This is a genomic window from Kitasatospora sp. NPDC032757 (genome assembly GCF_055579305.1).
This window is the reverse complement of the sequence record NZ_JBVINN010000013.1, coordinates 120,192-135,774: the sequence shown is the minus strand read 5'-3', so window position 1 is coordinate 135,774 and position 15,583 is coordinate 120,192. Positions and strand designations below refer to the sequence as shown.

The following is a 15,583-nucleotide window of genomic DNA, read 5'->3' as shown; positions in this document are numbered from 1 at the left end:
ACGGGGGAGCCGGGCCGGAGGGCAGACAGGGGCCCGGCGCCTCTGTCCCGGCGGGTCGGGCTACGTCGCGCCACGGGGGATCTGCTGCTGCCAGTCGCGGGTGAAGACGACGTCGCCGGCTTCGAGGGCGGTCAGGCGGGTGTGGGCGAGGAAGTGGGTGGGGGTGCAGCGGAGTTCGGTGCGGGTCTGGAGGGTGACGTCCCAGCCGATGGCGGGGCGTTCGAGGCGGACGGTGAGGTCGGTGCGGGCCTGGGCGCTGGTGGGGGTGGCGCTGAGGATGCGGTACGCGGTGACGGTGTGCTCGTCGCGGACCAGGCCGTCCGCCTGGGTGCGGGTGCCGTCGGTGGCGGGGGAGAGCTCGGTGCGCCACTCGTGGCGGGCGATGTCGTGGATGGTGAGGCGCTCCGGGCGGGCGGTGAGCGGCTCGGTGGTGTGCACGGGCGGCGGGAGCGGGAGGGTGGGCGAGGCGAACGTGACGGGCGCGGCGCCGGAGTCGGCGGCGAGGTGGCGGACGGGGAGGGTCAGGGTGCTGTGGGAGGGGTCGAGGCCGAAGCCGGCGGGCTCGGGATCGGGCCAGAGCCACGGCCAGTAGGTGGAGGAGAGGGCGAGCCTGAGGCGGTGGCCGGGCGGGACGGTGTGGCCGGCGGCGGCCAGCTCGACGGTGACGTCCGGCGTTTCCGGGGAGGTGACGAGGGCGCCCCGGGTGACCAGGGTGGAGGTGCCGTCGGGGGCGACGTCGCAGAGGCGGGCGACGACCAGGCCCGCGACGGCCGAGGGGCGCAGCCGCAGCCGCAGGGACGGGGCGCCGAGCAGTTCGAGCGGTTCGGGCAGCGGCTGGGAGTCGAAGCAGACGGAGCGTCCGTCCTCCTCCCGCTGGTCCGGCGCCCGGTCGGCGGGGCGGCCGAGCGGGATGTACGCGCCGGCGTTGAGGCCGGTGTGCTGGGGGGAGCGGACGGGGACGTAGCGGTCGTCGGAGGCGGTGCCGGCGGTGCGCAGCGGCCCGTCGAGGCCGTAGTGGATGTCGCGGACGTCGGGGGAGGGCCAGGCCTCCTCGCCGGTCCAGCGGGTGCTGATCCAGCTGCGCAGGACGGGGGTCTTGAGGGCGCCGGTGTCGATGTCCCGGAGCCAGTGGTCCCACCAGCGGAGCGTCTCGGGGAGGATCTCGTCGGGCAGGCCGTGCGGCCAGGGGCCGAGGACGGCACGGACCGGGACGGGGCCGGAGGAGAGCAGGCGCAGCAGCAGCGTGCAGGACGGGTCGCCCCAGCCGGCGACGGCGAGGGTGGGGACGGTGGCGGTGCCGGGCGGGTCGTCGGGCGGGGCGTCGGCGATCCAACCGGGGAGGGCGGGTTCCAGGGCGGCGAGCCGTTCCTGCCACCGGGGCCGCCAGTCGTCGCCCAGGTACTGCGGGTCGGGCGGGCGGGCCGCGTCGGCGAGGTGGGCGGTGGCACGGGTGTGCAGGTCGGCGGCGGGGACGGCACCGCCGGGGCGCAGGCCGGTCTCGGGGCAGGCGGCGACGACGGCGTGGACGGCGTCGGGGGCGTGGGCGGCGAGCCGCAGGGCGGTGGCGGCGGCGGGGCCGGTGCCGAGCAGGCCGGTCCGGCCGCTGGACCAGGGACGGTCGGCGATCCAGGCGAGGACGGCGGCCCCGTCGGCGAGTTCGGTGGCGTCATCGGGTGCGCCGCCGGAGTTGCCGTGGCCGCGCCGGTCGACCCGGACGCAGGCGTAGCCGTGGCCGGCGTACCAGGGGTGGCGGCGGGCGTCGTCGGTGGCGGTCCAGTCGGTGAGGCGCCCGGTGGAGTACTCCAGCAGCGCGGGCACGGGGTCGTCGGTCACCGGGCGCCAGAGACGGGCGTACAGCTCGGTTCCGTCGGGCAGGGGGACGCGTACGTCCTCCCGGAGGGTGCGGTAGGGGTACGAGGGCATGGCCGCTCCCATCGGGTCCCGGGAGTCCCGGGTCGGCGGGCGCCCGGGTGGGGCGGGGTTCCCGCTCGGCGGGCCACGGTGCGGGGCGGGCCGGGTGGCCCGCCCGCGCCGCAGGCGTCAGCATTCCGACCCTAGGGGAGGATGCCGCCGATTTCCTGGTGAGCCGGGGTTCCCGGGTCTGCCGGAGCCGCCCGGTCGGCCGGCGCCGCCCGGCCCACCGGCGCCGCCCGGTCGACCGGGGTCGGCCCCGTCGTCACGCCTTGCTGAGCCAGGAGGTGGCGTTCAGGGCGAGGGCGGCGTCGGTGCCGGCCGGGTCGTCCCAGCCGTTGAACAGCTTGTTGCCGCTCTGGCCGGTGCCGTCGTCGATGGGCGAGCTGTCGCCCCAGATGGCGACCCGGCCGCTGCCGTAGGTGCTGGTGACGAAGAACGCGCCGGTGTTGCCGCTGGAGCCGGTCCGGTAGACCAGGCCCTTGACCGTGGGGTTGTCGGCCGGCTTGAGGGTGAAGGTGGTGCCATTGCGCAGGATCGAGCCGGTGACGGTGCCGAAGGGGCCGTGCAGGACGGGGTCGGTGGCGGAGCCGGCGGCGCGCGGGTTGTCGGTGGTGATGTTGAGCAGGTCGACCGAGAACCCGAAGGGGTCGTTGTTGTTCACCCCGTTGTTGGTGAGCAGGTCGTTGATGATCGCGGGGGAGTCCCAGCCGTCGTTGTTGCGGTCGCTCTGGGTGTGGTCGGAGATGAGGAAGAGCCCGCCGCCGTTCTGGACGAAGCGCATCAGGGCGGCCTTCTCGGCCGAGCTGAACCGGATGTTCGGCTCGGGGATCACGAAGGTGTCGAAGTTGGCCAGGTCGAGCGCGGCACCGGTGCCGTAGCTGATGGTGGAGCCGGCCGGGAGGGTCTTGAGGCTGTACTGGCCGGTCTTCTGGAGGGCGACGCCCCAGGCGGAGAGGGCGCCCGTCCAGCTCTTCTCGGTGGTGGGGTTGGCGTTCTGGGCCAGCGGGTCCGGCTGGGCGCTGGAGATGATCCAGTCGGCGTTGCCCGCGGTCTCGGCCTTGCTGTTGTCGAACAGCACGCGGTGGGGGGTCGCACTGACGGCGGCCGTGGTCGAGGTGGTGGCGACGGCGGTGGGGGTGGCCGAGGCGGTGGGGGCGAGGCCCGTGAGGCCGGCCACGAGGAGGGCCGGGACGGCCAGGGCGGCGGCCGTTCGAATGCGGATCATATGCCGTTCCTCCGTGGGGAGTTGAGGGTTCGGCGCCCGATTATTCGCGCGTAGAACTTGAGTATCCGCGCGTAGACGGGGTGGTGAAAGGCTTGGGAGGTTACGGATATTTGTACGGTGCATGACGATCTCTGGGAGGGTGTGCGCCTTTCCCGGTCGCACCCCCCGCAGCCTGGCGCGCCCCCCTCGCGCGCCTCTTTGCATTCGTTCGCCGCGCACCCGTAATTGCGCATGACTTGCAAGTACTTCACTTCCGGGGGAAAGATGGCCCAGCTCCGCACGTTCCCCCGAAAGGACGACACGATGTCCAGCCCCGCCGCAGGTGCCACCGCCGTCAGATGGCGCGACCGGCTCACCCGTGAGGAGTGGATCCGCCTGGCCGGCATGGGCGGCTTCATCCTCGCTCTGCACGTGATCGGCTGGTTCACCCTGCTCGCGGTCATCGCGCCCGAGCACTACGACGTCGGCGGGCAGGTGTTCGGCGCCGGCATGGGCCTCACCGCCTACACCCTCGGCATGCGGCACGCCTTCGACGCGGACCACATCGCGGCCATCGACAACACCACCCGCAAGCTGATGGGCCAGGGCAAGCGCCCGCTCTCGGTCGGCTTCTGGTTCTCGCTGGGCCACTCGTCGATCGTCTTCGGCCTCTGCGCGCTGCTGGCCTTCGGGATCAAGTCCCTCGCCGGGCAGGTCGAGACGGACGACTCCACCCTGCACGAGGCCACCGGCCTGATCGGCGTCACCGTCTCCGGAACGTTCCTGCTCCTGCTCGGCCTGATCAACCTGGGCGCCTTCAACGGCATCCTCAAGGTGTTCCGCAAGATGCGGGAGGGCGAGTACGACGAGGCCGAGCTGGAGGCGCAGCTGGAGAAGCGCGGCTTCATGAACCGCATCCTGGGCCGGGTGACCAGGGCCGTCACCAAGCCGTGGCACATGTACCCGGTCGGACTGCTCTTCGGCCTCGGCTTCGACACCGCGACCGAGGTCTCGCTGCTGGTCCTGGCCGGCGGTGCGGCGGCCTTCCAGCTGCCCTGGTACGCCCTGCTGGTGCTGCCGGTCCTGTTCGCGGCGGGCATGAGCCTGCTGGACACCATCGACGGCTCGTTCATGAACTTCGCCTACGAGTGGGCGTTCTCCAAGCCGGTCCGGAAGATCTACTACAACCTGACCGTCACCGGCCTCTCGGTGCTGGTCGCGCTGGTCATCGGCTCGATCGAGCTGATCGGGCTGCTCGGGGAGAAGCTGGACATCACCAGCGGGCCGGTCGCCTGGATCGGCGAGCTGGACCTCAACCTCGTCGGGTACGCCATCGTCGCCCTGTTCGTGCTCACCTGGGCGGCGGCCATCGCGTACTGGAAGCTCGGCAAGGTCGAGGAGAAGTGGTCGGCGGGGCTGGCCGCGGCGGCCACCGAGTCCGACTAGGTCCTGCGCGGCGAGAGTAGGTCCTGCGCGGCGCGACGAGGGCCCGCCGGCCCGGTGAACCCCGGGCCGGCGGGCCCTCCGCCGTTTCCGCGGCGGACGCGGCGTGCCGGGGGGACGCCGCGGGTGCCGGAACGGCCGTGGCGGCTTCCGGACGGGATGCGGCGGAGCGGGGGCGGCGCCCGGCTACAGCCAGCCGCGCTGCGCAGCCTTGAGGCCGGCCTCGAACCGGCTGGTGGCGTCGAGCCGCTCCATCAGGGCGGACATCTGGCGGCGGACGGTGCGGACCGAGATCCCGAGCCGCTTGCCGGCGGCCTCGTCGGTCAGGCCCGTCCCGAGCAGCCGGAGCAGGTCGCTCTCGGCCGGGGTGAGGCCGGTGTCGAGGTGGGTGGGCTGGTCGTCGCCGAGCGGCACGGCGGTGGCCCAGGCCTGTTCGAACAGGGCGACGAGCGAGGCGACCAGCCCCGGCTCGCTGGTGCAGAGCGCCCCGAACCTGGTCCGGGTCGGGTCGATCGGGACGACGGCGGTGTGGCGGTCGAACACCAGCAGCCGCGGCGGCAGCAGCGGCGCCGTCCGGACCTGGCCGCCGAGCCCGGTGAGCCACTGCGCGTACGCGTGGGTGGCCTGGTCGTTGCGGACGCTGTCCTGGTAGAGCGTCCGCATGACGACGCCGCGCGCCAGCGCGTCCTGGTCGAGCGGACGGGCGGCGTCCATGCTGGCCTGGGACTGCGCTCCGCCCGAGATCGCGGCGAGGAACTCCTCCTGCAGGTCGCGCGCCAGCGTTTCGAGCTTGACCTGGATCGCGTCCATCCCGACCAGCCGCTCGGTGGCCTCCGAGGTGGTGTTGGGCAGGAGGTCCGCGTAGGCGGCGACGGCCTGGGCGACGGCGGCCTTGCTGGCGACCAGCTCCTGCTGGCGGCGGGCGAGGTCGTTCTCCTGGCGGCGGATCACGGCCTCCAGGCCGACCGCCGGATTGACCGGGCGCAGGGCGCCGAGGACCTCCTGGGAGGGGCGCAGCAGCGTCAGGTCCGCGAGCTGGTCGAGGGCCTCCCGGACGGCGGTCTCGGAGAGGGCGAGCCGGTGGCACAGGTCGGCGACCCGGCACCCGGGCTCGGCCAGCATGGCTGCGTAGACAGCTTCCGCCGTCGGGTCCAGTCCCAGTGCCTCGAGCACGCTTCCCCCCGGACTCGGCGATGGGCGGCCCGGCCGAGATGGCCGCCTGCATGATTCTCACAGTTCGCACATGTGTGTGCAAGGCGATCTGACGATGCATCGGTGGGGCGGAGCGGGCGGAGCGGGCGGAGTGGGCGGACGGGGTGGGTGGGGTGGGTGGGGTGGCGACATGCTGCCTGGCCGGATGATGCCTCGGGGAAGGTCTTCCGGGGTGCTGGTCCGGACCAGCAGGATGTGAATCGCCGAGCTGCGGGGGCGCCGGGCCCCGCAGCCGGTGGGGCGGCGGGGACCAGACCGCCGTCCGCTCGAGGCCCGGCGGACGAACAGACTGACGAACCATCACACAGGGGGTTGTTTCCATGCGGATCACCGCTCGCGTTCTCGGTGTCCTCGCGGCTGCGGCAACGGTGGCCACGCTCGCTCTGCCGGCCGCCACCACCTCCGCGGCGCCGGCCGCGGCTCCGGGCGTGTCCGCGGCGGGCGGCGCCGGCAGCGGCGGCCCGACCGACCCGGGCAGCATCAGCTGGGACGACTTCAAGTGACCGACGCCGTCGGCGCCGGACCCTTGAACCGACCCCGATGCACATCGTCCGCCTGACCCTCACAAGCCCCGACCGGCAGCTGTTGACCGATGCGGACGCCCACGTCCTGAAGGACGTGCTCTGGGCCCATGCCGATCCCGGCGGCGGCCTGGAGCACGTCCAGTCGAGGGCCGGCCGGGACTCGATCGACCTCGTCGTCTTCACCAGCGGGGGGAGCGGCGACGACGCTCCCGCCCATTCGCTGGCCATGTGTTCCGCGGCCCTCTCGTGCTCCCCGGCTTTCCAGTCCTGGCGCGTGTCCGTCGCCGGCTGAAGTCGCCGGCCGAAATCGTCCCGGCCGAAAGCCGCCCGCCGAAATCGTCCCGGCCGAAACCCTCCCGGCGGGCCGGAATTCCGCAGGCCGTCCTTTTCCGGCGATCCGGCCACGGGTGGGGTTCCTCCGGGCCGGCGGGCGGCAGGCGTCGGAGAGGCCCGACGGGCGCGCGAAGAGGGCGGCCGCGCCGCCACCGGTCCGCACCGCCGGCGGCATCGGTGACCTCGCGGCGGTGGGATTCGGACCCGGGGCAGACCGGAAGGCCCTGCCTCGGCAAGGGCACCGGCAATGGCCTGAGCTCCCGCACCGAGATCGGCTCCGGCGGCTGGCAAACGGGGGTCGGACGGCGTCGGCCGGGCGGGGTTCGGTGCGGCGGGTCCGCAGGCCGGGGGACTTTCCCGGCCTGCGGGCCCGCCGCTGTGCGGGCGTCAGGGCGGCCGGTGGTGCCGAAAGTTCACCACCGGGGACTTGTCGCGTCATTTTCTACGCGCGTATCTTGAGCGCTGCGGGGGCGCTTCTCGACTCCCGTGCCTTTTTCTACGCGAGTAGCGCACGGTGTGCGCCTGCCCCACCCACTCTCTGACCCACCCTCACGGCCCGGCGGCCCCATGTCCGCCGGGCGAACGTGCCGCCCCCGTTGCCGTGCCGCCGTGCGCCCACGGCAGACCAAGGAGTCCCGCCCAGGTGACCACGTCCCCCGCTCCCCGCACCCGCTCGCGCCGCGCGCTGCTCCGTGCCACCCTCCTGCCGGCCGGCCTGGCCGCCTCGCTGGTGCTCGTCCCGCTCCCGGCCGCCGTGGCCGCGCCCTCGGCCGACGCGGTGATCGCCGAGGTGTACGGCGGCGGTGGCAACTCCGGCGCCACGCTGAAGAACGACTTCGTCGAGCTGGCCAACAAGGGCGGCGCCGCCTTCGGCCTGGACGGCTGGAGCGTCCAGTACATATCCGGCACCCCCGGGGCCAGCACCCAGTGGGGGGTCACCCCGCTGACCGGCGCGATCGCCCCCGGCGGGCGCTACCTGGTCGGCGAGGCGGCGGGCGCCGCCGGCACCGTCGACCTGCCCACCCCGGACGCGGCCGGCTCGCTGGCCCTCTCCGGCACCAGCGGCACCGTCGCCCTGGTCCGCGGCACAGACCCGCTGACCTGCAAGACCGCCGCCGACTGCGCCGCCGACCCGCGCGTGCGCGACCTGGCGGGCTTCGGCACCGCCGTGGTCCACGAGGGCTCGGCCTCCGCCGCCGGCGCCTCCAACACCGCCTCGGTGGCCCGCCGGGCCGGCCTCGCCGACACCGACGACAACGCGGCCGACCTCGCCGCCGGCGCTCCCACCCCGACCAACAGCAAGGGCGAGGTCGCCGAGGGCACCACCCCGACCGGGCCGACCGAGCCGGGCACCGTCCGGATCCACGACATCCAGGGCACCACCCGCCTCTCCACCCGGACCGGCAAGACCGTCGCCGGCGTGCCCGGCATCGTCACCGGCGTGCGCGGCTACGGCTCCAAGGGCTTCTGGATCCAGGACCCGAACCCGGACGCCGACCAGGCCACCAGCGAGGGCATCTTCGTCTACACCGGCAGCGCCACCCCGGCCGTCAAGGTCGGCGACTCGGTGCTGGTCACCGGCAAGGTGACGGAGTACTACCCGAGCTACAACGGCGGCTCGCAGTCGCTGACCCAGCTGACCAACCCGGCCGTCACCGTGGTCTCCTCCGGCAACCCGCTGCCGGCGCCGGTCGTCGTGGACACCCGTAACATCCCCGGCACCTACACCCCGCAGGCCCCGGCCGGCGGCACCATCGAGTCGCTCCCGCTGAACCCCGAGAAGTACACCCTCGACTTCTACGAGTCGCTGGAGGGCATGCTCGTCGAGGTCAAGGACGTCCGCGTGGTCCAGGCGACCGACAAGTACAACGAGCTCTGGGTCGCCGCCGACAAGCAGGACCAGAAGAGCCAGCGCGGCGGCGTGCTCTACGAGTCGTACGCCGAGCCCAACGTCGGCCGCCTGATGGTGCAGCAGCAGGCGCCCGTCAGCCGGCAGCCGTTCCCGGTCGCCAACGTCGGAGACGTACTGACCGGCACCACCAGCGGCCCGCTGGACTACAACCAGTTCGGCGGCTACACCCTGGTGGCGGGCGCCCTCGGCGCGCTCCAGGACAACCACCTCCAGCGCGAGGTGACCGCCCCGGCCACGGACCGCGAACTCACCGTCGCCACCTACAACGTGGAGAACCTGGCCCCCGGCAACCCGGACTCCAAGTTCGCCGAGCTGGCCCAGGCCGTCGTCACCAACCTGCGCTCGCCCGACGTCGTCGCCCTGGAGGAGATCCAGGACAACAACGGGGCCGCCAACGACGGCACGGTGGACGCGAGCGTGACGGTGGCCAAGTTCATCGCCGCGATCAAGGCGGCCGGCGGCCCCGCGTACGACTGGCGCTCGATCGACCCGGAGAACGGCAAGGACGGCGGCGAGCCCGGCGGCAACATCCGCCAGGTCTTCCTCTTCAACCCGCAGCGGGTCTCCTTCACCGACATCCCCGGCGGCTCCACGACCTCCGCGGTGGACGTGGCCGGCACCGGCGCGGCCACCGCGCTGACCGCCTCGCCGGGCCGGATCGACCCGGCCAACGAGGCCTGGGCCAACAGCCGCAAGCCGCTGGTGGGCCAGTTCTCCTTCCGCGGCAAGAAGGTCTTCGTCATCGCCAACCACTTCAACAGCAAGGGCGGCGACCAGGGCATCGACAGCCGGTTCCAGGCTCCGACCCGCAGCTCCGAGGAGCAGCGGATCAAGCAGGCCACCGTCGAGCAGGCCTTCGTCGCCAAGCTGCTGGCCGCTGACAAGGAGGCCAAGGTGGTCTCGCTCGGCGACTTCAACGACTACCAGTTCTCGCCCGCGCTCGCCGCGGTCACCAAGGACGGCGTGCTGCGCGACCTGGTGAACGAGCTGCCGGAGAAGGAGCAGTACTCGTACGTCTACCAGGGCAACTCGCAGGTGCTGGACCACATTCTGGTCAGCCCCGAGGTCGGGTACGCCAAGTACGACGTGGTGCACATCAACAGCGAGTTCGCCCGGCAGGCGAGCGACCACGACCCGCAGGTCGTCCGCATCAAGCCGTAGTGCCCGCGGCATGACCGAGGGGGCGGTGACCGGGGTCCGGTCACCGCCCCCTCGGGGCTTTCCGCGGCTGTGTCAGCGCAGTGCGGCGAGCACCGCGTCCGCCATCACCTTCTCGCCGGTGGCGTTCGGGTGGAACGGGACGGCCGGGGAGCCGGGCAGCGCACCCTCGATCCAGCGGTCGTCCGAGCAGACGTCGTGGCCGGCGGTCGGGGTGGCGGTGTCCACGTAGGTGGCGCCGTTGGCGGCCGCGGTGGACTTCAGCATGGCGTTCAGCCGGCCGAGGATGCCGTACATGTACTCGACGTCACCGGCGGTGACGGGCTGGCGGAGGAAGCACTTCGAGCCGTCGGCGGGCAGCACGGAGGGGTAGCCCACCAGCAGCACCTTGGCCTTGGGGGCCTTGCTGTGGATGCTCTTCAGGGTGTCGGCGATCTGCGGCCTGGCGGTGGCGATCCGGTCGGCCAGGTCGTCGTTGCCGTACTGCCAGGACCAGCTGGACCAGTCCCAGTAGCCGTGGTGGAAGACGTCCTTGCAGGGCGTGCCGAGCGGGTTGACCACCGCGCCGGCGATGCAGACGCCGACCAGCTCGCCGAGGCCGAGGTCGGTGGCGCCGAGGTCGTTGCCGCCGATGCCGAGGGTCACCAGGTCGGTGTCGGCGGTGACGGCGTCCAGCTGGGGGTCGTTGACCCGGATGAAGGCGTCGTACTGCGGCTGCGTCATCGCCTTCACCTTGGCGGCGGCGCAGGTGACGTCGGTGTACGCGCCGGCCTTGAGGGCGGCGGCCACCAGGTGGCCGTAGTTGCGGTCCGACCGCAGGCAGAGGCCGGCGGACTGGCCGGGCACGCCGGCGCCGGCGGCGTAGGAGTCGCCGAGCGCCACGTAGTGGTGGGGCGCGGGGGTGGCGGCCTGTGCGCTGGTCGAGGTCAGGGCGAGCGCGGCGCCCAGCGCGGCGGCGCCGAGCAGGGCGGACTTCCGGGCCGGCCGGGTTTCGCGGGGGGTGGGGAGTTTCCGGGCAGGGCGGAGCACGGTTCCTCCTGGGGGAGAGAAACGACGGTGGGTGGGGGTCGTGCGAGCCGGGCCACAGCTACTACTCACAAGTAAGTTACTGTCAGGTTTCGCATGCGTCCAGACATTGCGCGGAAATTTCCGAAAAACCGTCAGAAGTATTTCCGAATTACGCTCCAGTGCGTATCGAAGGTATTTCCGAAACGACCCGGAGCGGAATTCGCGCTGCTGCTTGTCACCGTCCCGACCCCGTCGGCGCGTGTTACCGACCGGTTGACGCTCCCCGTCACAGGCCGCAGTATCGGGCGCACGCGCACCGCCGGAGCACCGATGGAGGACCCCGTATGGCCCTGGACGCCGACGTCATCGTCATCGGAGCCGGACTGGCGGGCCTTGCCGCGACCGCCGAACTCGCCGACGCCGGACGGAAGGTGATCCTGCTCGACCAGGAGCCCGCGGCCTCCCTCGGCGGCCAGGCGCACTGGTCCTTCGGCGGTCTGTTCCTCGTCGACTCGCCCGAGCAGCGCCGGATGCGGATCCGCGACTCCCACGCGCTCGCCCGGCAGGACTGGCTCGGCACCGCGGGCTTCGACCGCCCCGAGGACGCCTGGCCGCGCCGCTGGGCCGAGGCGTACCTCGACTTCGCGGCCGGTGAGAAGCGGGCCTGGCTGCACGGGATGGGCGTGCGGTTCTTCCCCGTCGTCGGCTGGGCCGAACGCGGCGGGCTGCTCGCCGACGGGCCCGGAAACTCCGTGCCCCGCTTCCACATCACCTGGGGCACCGGACCCGGCCTGCTCGAACCCTTCGTCCGCCGGGTCCGGGAGGCGGCCGCGCGCGGACTGGTCGACCTGCGCTTCCGCCACCGGGTCACCGGGCTCGCGGCGAACGCCGGGGTCACCGACACGGTGACCGGCGAGGTGCTGGTGCCCAGTGCGGTGGCCCGCGGCGAGGCCAGTTCGCGCGAGGTGGCCGGCTCCTTCGAGCTGCGCGCCCAGGCCGTGATCGTCACCTCCGGCGGCATCGGCGGCAACCACGACCTGGTCCGCAAGGCCTGGCCCGCCCGGCTCGGCACCCCGCCCGACCGGATGCTCTCCGGCGTCCCCGCCCACGTCGACGGACTGATGCTCGGCATCACCGGCGAGGCCGGCGGCAACCTCATCAACGGCGACCGGATGTGGCACTACACCGAGGGCATCGAGAACTGGGACCCGATCTGGGCCCGGCACGGCATCCGCATCCTGCCCGGCCCCTCCTCCCTCTGGCTGGACGCGCGCGGGCACCGGCTGCCCGTCCCGCTCTTCCCCGGCTTCGACACCCTCGGCACCCTCGAACACCTCCGCTCCACCGGGTACGACCACACCTGGTTCGTGCTCAGCCAGAAGATCATCGAGAAGGAGTTCACCCTCTCCGGCTCCGAGCAGAACCCCGACCTCACCGGGCGCTCCCTGCGCGGCGTCCTCGGCCGCGCCCTGCCCGGAGCCCCCGGCCCCGTCCGGGCCCACCTGCGGCACGGCCCCGACTTCGTGGTCGCCGGCAACCTGCCCGACCTCGTGCGCGGCATGAACGCCAAGACCCGCGAGGCGCTGATCGACCCCGACGAGCTGCGCCGCACCGTCGAGGCCCGGGACCGGCAGCTCGCCAACCCGTACGCCAAGGACCTCCAGATCACCGCCATCCACGGCGCCCGCCGCTACCTGGGCGACAAGCTGATCCGCACCGCCGCGCCGCACCGCCTGCTCGACCCGGCCGCCGCGCCGCTGATCGCCGTCCGCCTGAGCATCCTGACCCGCAAGTCGCTCGGCGGGCTGGAGACCGACCTCTCCGCCCGGGTGCTGCGGCCCGGCGGCGAGGTGCTGGACGGCGTCTACGCGGCGGGTGAGGCGGCCGGCTTCGGCGGTGGCGGCGTCCACGGCTACCGCTCCCTGGAGGGGACGTTCCTCGGTGGCTGCCTCTTCTCCGGCCGCACGGCGGGCCGGGCGGCGGCGGCCGCGACGGCGTAGGGCTCCAGGGGGCCGGGGCCCGCCAGACGCAGCGTCAGAAGTGGAGTTCCGTTCTAGATAAATTCTCCAGTTCTGCTCTATGCTGGCCGAGTTGGCGGTCGAGGCCGTGGTGTGACGGGTCGAGCGGAGGCGGACATGCCCCCCAAGCAGCAGCGGGGTGAGGCCACCGTGGAGTTGCTGTTGACCAGTGCGTTGCGGGTGTACGCGCAGGCGGGCCAGCAGGGGTTCACGGTCACCGCGGTCACCGCGGCGAGCAGGGTCAGCCCGGGCAGCCTCTACCACCACTTCGGGAGCTTCGACGGCCTGGCCGCCGCGCTCTACATCCGGTGCATGGAGCAGCTGTTCGACGAGATGATCGTCGCGCTGCAGCGCAGCCGTACCGCGCGCACCGGGGTGCGGGCGCTCGTCCAGGCCTATCTGCGCTTCACCGAGGAGCACCGGGACGCCGCCCTCTTCCTGCACGCCTCCGCCTACTCCGGTTACCTCGCCGCCCGGGCCGAGCAGATCAAGGCCGCCAAGACGGCCAAGCTGGCGGTGATCGGCGCCTGGATGCAGCCCCGGATGGAGCGGGGCGAGATCCTGCCCGTCCCCGGCCCGCTGGTCGAGGTCCTGGTGATGGGACCGGTCGCGGAGGCGGCCCGCCGCTGGCTGTCCGACACCTACGAGTTGGACCTCGGTGAGGTCGCGCGGATCCTGCCGGAGAGCATCTGGCGTTCGCTGCGGCCCGACCGGCCCGGCACGACCGGTGCCGACGGGGCCGAGGGTGGGGAAGACTGATGGCAGGACGAGCTGAGTCATGGACGACCCGTCGGGGCGGGGATTCGCGAGAGGGCAGGTTATGACTGGTCGGGGGGCCGTACTCGGAGGTCGCTACAGACTGACCGAGTGGATCGGCGGCGGGGGCATGGGTGCCGTCTGGCGCGCCGACGACCGAATACTGGGGCGGCAGGTCGCGGTCAAGGTCCTGCACGCGGGGCTGCTGGAGGAGGGGACGTTCGCCCGGCGGTTCCGGCGCGAGGCCCAGCTGCTCGCGGCGATCAGCCACCCGGGCATCGTGGAGGTCCACGACTACGGGGAGAGCGGTGGCGCGGACGAGGGCGGCGCCCAGGGCGAGCGGATCGCCTACATCGTGATGGAGCTCGTCGAGGGGCGGCCGCTGGACAAGGTCCTCGCCGAGGGCGGTCCGATGGCGCCGGAGCAGGCCCTGGGCCTGCTCGCGACGGCGCTCGACGCCCTGCACGCCGCGCACCAGCAGGAGATCGTGCACCGCGACGTCAAGCCGTCCAACCTGATGCTGGGCGCGGACGGCCGGGTGACGGTGACGGACTTCGGCATCGCGCGGGCGCTCGTGAGCACCACGCTCACGGCGACCAACGTGGTGATCGGCACCGCCCTGTACATGGCGCCCGAGCAGGCCGGCGGCGGGGGCGTCACACCCGCCTCCGACCTCTACTCGATCGGCGTGGTCTGCTACGAACTGCTCACCGGCACACCGCCGTTCACCGGCGAGAGCGTGGTCGAGGTCGCTCTCAAACACGTCCAGCAGCCGGCGCCGGAGCTGCCGGAGGAGTTCCCGCGGGAGGTTCGGGAGTTCGTGGCGCGGGCCCTGGCCAAGCAGCCCGGCGACCGGTTCGCCGACGCGGCCGCCATGGCGGCCGCGGCACGGGCCGCGGTCGGCGACCGGTCGGTGCCGGTCGCGGCGGTCGTGCGTCCCGTCCCCCCGGCCGCCCCCGAGGCCCCGGCGGCCGGCGACGCAGGCGTCGAGGTCGCCAGGGTGGAGCCCCGGACCAGCCCCGAGCCCGCCGCGCGCCGGACATGGCGTCGCTTCCTGGTGCCGATCGTCGTCCCGGTGGTCGTCACCACGAGTGCCGCCACCGTCCTGCTGGTCGAGCGGGGGCCGTTCCAGTCGCAGGCGCAGACCCCCGGCGGGCAGCCCGTTGCCTCGGTGTCGGCACCCGCGGTCAGCGGCCCGCCGACGGCCGGCACGCCGCCGACCGAGCCGGCCCCGACCACGCCACCGGCGGGGGAGACGACGCCGGGCACGCCGCCGGCGGCGCAGCCCGAGGCCACCCCGGCGCCGAACAGCGATGGTCAGCCCGTGGCGCCGGCTCCGAACGCCGGTGGCCAGCCCGTGGCCCCGGCGCCGAAGCCCGGTGGCGGGGCGGCGGCGGGCGGCACCGGGTCGTCGGGTGGTTCCGGCGGATCGGGCGGCACCGCGCCGAAGACGGGCGGCGGCAGCGGCGGCGGAGGCAGCAGCGCCGGGGGCGGCAACGCGGGTGGCGGGGGTGCACCCGCACCCAACCAGCCGCCCCCGCCCGCCCCGGCGCCCACCCAGCCCGCCCCGTCGGCGCCCGCGCCCAACCAGCCGCCGTCCAATCCGCCGGCCTCCAAGCCGCCGACGCCGACCGTGCCGCCCGGGTGCGGTGGCGCGAACTGGGGCGCCATCGTCAACGTGGCCGACGGCCAGGCGCTCGGCCTGGCCACCGACAGCCCGTCGGCGGGCGCGGCGGCCGTCATGGGCGGGACGACCGCCTACGGCTGGGTGCGCTCGGCGCCGGACCCGGGCGGCTGGTACCAGATCTACCCGTGCAACCTGAGCAGCCCGGCCCTCGTCCAGGACGCCGACTTCTCGAACCGGTCGAGCCAGAAGGTGCTGCTCTCGTCGGGGTTCAGCTTCATGAAGAGCTGGTCCGTGGTCGGCGCGGGCGCCTCGGGCACCTACTACCTCAAGAACTACATGGGGTCGACCTGCCTGACCGACAACGGCGCGGGCGCGCAGGTCACCATGACCACCTGCACCCCGGGCAACAAGTACCAGCAGTGGCGGATCCCCTGAGCCGTCGAGCCGGTCGGGCGGCGGCCCGGCGCCGGCCGC

At 73.4% G+C, this 15,583-nt stretch carries 11 protein-coding genes; 7 read left to right on the top strand and 4 right to left on the bottom strand.

The genetic code is table 11. From position 1 onward, the window contains the following. Positions 1–60: 60 nt before the first annotated feature. Together ACZ5WK_RS17640 and ACZ5WK_RS17635 are read right to left on the bottom strand one after the other, a co-directional pair. The gene (locus ACZ5WK_RS17640) at positions 61–1,923 is read right to left on the bottom strand and encodes a CocE/NonD family hydrolase (RefSeq protein ID WP_465548321.1); all 1,863 of its coding nucleotides are present in this window, start codon (positions 1,921–1,923) and stop codon (positions 61–63) included. A 253-nt stretch (positions 1,924–2,176) separates the two neighbouring features. After that, complete coding sequence (locus tag ACZ5WK_RS17635) at positions 2,177–3,139, bottom strand: hydrolase (RefSeq protein WP_465548320.1); 963 nt, start codon at positions 3,137–3,139, stop codon at positions 2,177–2,179. 303 nt (positions 3,140–3,442) lie between these two features. Here ACZ5WK_RS17635 and nicT point away from each other — a divergent pair, with 303 nt between their 5' ends. Beyond that, positions 3,443–4,564 (top strand): Nickel transporter NicT, encoded by a 1,122-nt coding sequence (gene nicT, locus ACZ5WK_RS17630; RefSeq protein WP_396319197.1) that lies wholly within the window; start codon positions 3,443–3,445, stop codon positions 4,562–4,564. Between the two features lie 183 nt (positions 4,565–4,747). Here the strand turns inward: nicT and ACZ5WK_RS17625 are convergent, their stop codons facing one another. Further along, the gene (locus ACZ5WK_RS17625) at positions 4,748–5,734 is read right to left on the bottom strand and encodes a TrmB family transcriptional regulator (RefSeq protein ID WP_465548319.1); all 987 of its coding nucleotides are present in this window, start codon (positions 5,732–5,734) and stop codon (positions 4,748–4,750) included. 359 nt (positions 5,735–6,093) lie between these two features. On the opposite strand from ACZ5WK_RS17625, the gene ACZ5WK_RS17620 reads away from it, so the two are divergent. The 3 genes from ACZ5WK_RS17620 to ACZ5WK_RS17610 all read left to right on the top strand — a co-directional run bounded on the left by ACZ5WK_RS17620 (position 6,094) and on the right by ACZ5WK_RS17610 (position 9,703). Next, positions 6,094–6,276 carry a hypothetical protein gene (locus tag ACZ5WK_RS17620; RefSeq protein ID WP_465548318.1) on the top strand — a complete coding sequence of 61 codons (183 nt, stop codon included), beginning with the start codon at positions 6,094–6,096 and terminating at the stop codon, positions 6,274–6,276. Positions 6,277–6,313: 37 nt separating this feature from the next. Beyond that, positions 6,314–6,589, top strand: a complete 276-nt coding sequence (locus tag ACZ5WK_RS17615) for a hypothetical protein (RefSeq protein ID WP_465548317.1) — start codon at positions 6,314–6,316, stop codon at positions 6,587–6,589. Between the two features lie 684 nt (positions 6,590–7,273). Continuing rightward, positions 7,274–9,703 (top strand): endonuclease/exonuclease/phosphatase family protein, encoded by a 2,430-nt coding sequence (locus ACZ5WK_RS17610; protein ID WP_465548316.1) that lies wholly within the window; start codon positions 7,274–7,276, stop codon positions 9,701–9,703. A 72-nt stretch (positions 9,704–9,775) separates the two neighbouring features. On the opposite strand, the gene ACZ5WK_RS17605 is transcribed toward ACZ5WK_RS17610, so the two are convergent. After that, entirely contained in the window at positions 9,776–10,729 is a 954-nt protein-coding gene (locus ACZ5WK_RS17605) for an SGNH/GDSL hydrolase family protein (RefSeq protein WP_465548315.1), read from the bottom strand. Positions 10,730–11,052: 323 nt separating this feature from the next. On the opposite strand from ACZ5WK_RS17605, the gene ACZ5WK_RS17600 reads away from it, so the two are divergent. The 3 genes from ACZ5WK_RS17600 (at position 11,053) to ACZ5WK_RS17590 (ending at position 15,544) form a co-directional block, all read left to right on the top strand. Beyond that, a complete protein-coding gene (locus tag ACZ5WK_RS17600) occupies positions 11,053–12,708 on the top strand; it encodes an FAD-binding dehydrogenase (protein ID WP_465548314.1) in 1,656 nt (551 codons plus the stop codon). A 135-nt stretch (positions 12,709–12,843) separates the two neighbouring features. After that, the gene (locus tag ACZ5WK_RS17595; protein ID WP_465548313.1) at positions 12,844–13,485 is read left to right on the top strand and encodes a TetR/AcrR family transcriptional regulator; all 642 of its coding nucleotides are present in this window, start codon (positions 12,844–12,846) and stop codon (positions 13,483–13,485) included. A 19-nt stretch (positions 13,486–13,504) separates the two neighbouring features. Then, the gene (locus tag ACZ5WK_RS17590) at positions 13,505–15,544 is read left to right on the top strand and encodes a serine/threonine protein kinase (RefSeq protein ID WP_465548312.1); all 2,040 of its coding nucleotides are present in this window, start codon (positions 13,505–13,507) and stop codon (positions 15,542–15,544) included. Positions 15,545–15,583 lie beyond the last annotated feature (39 nt).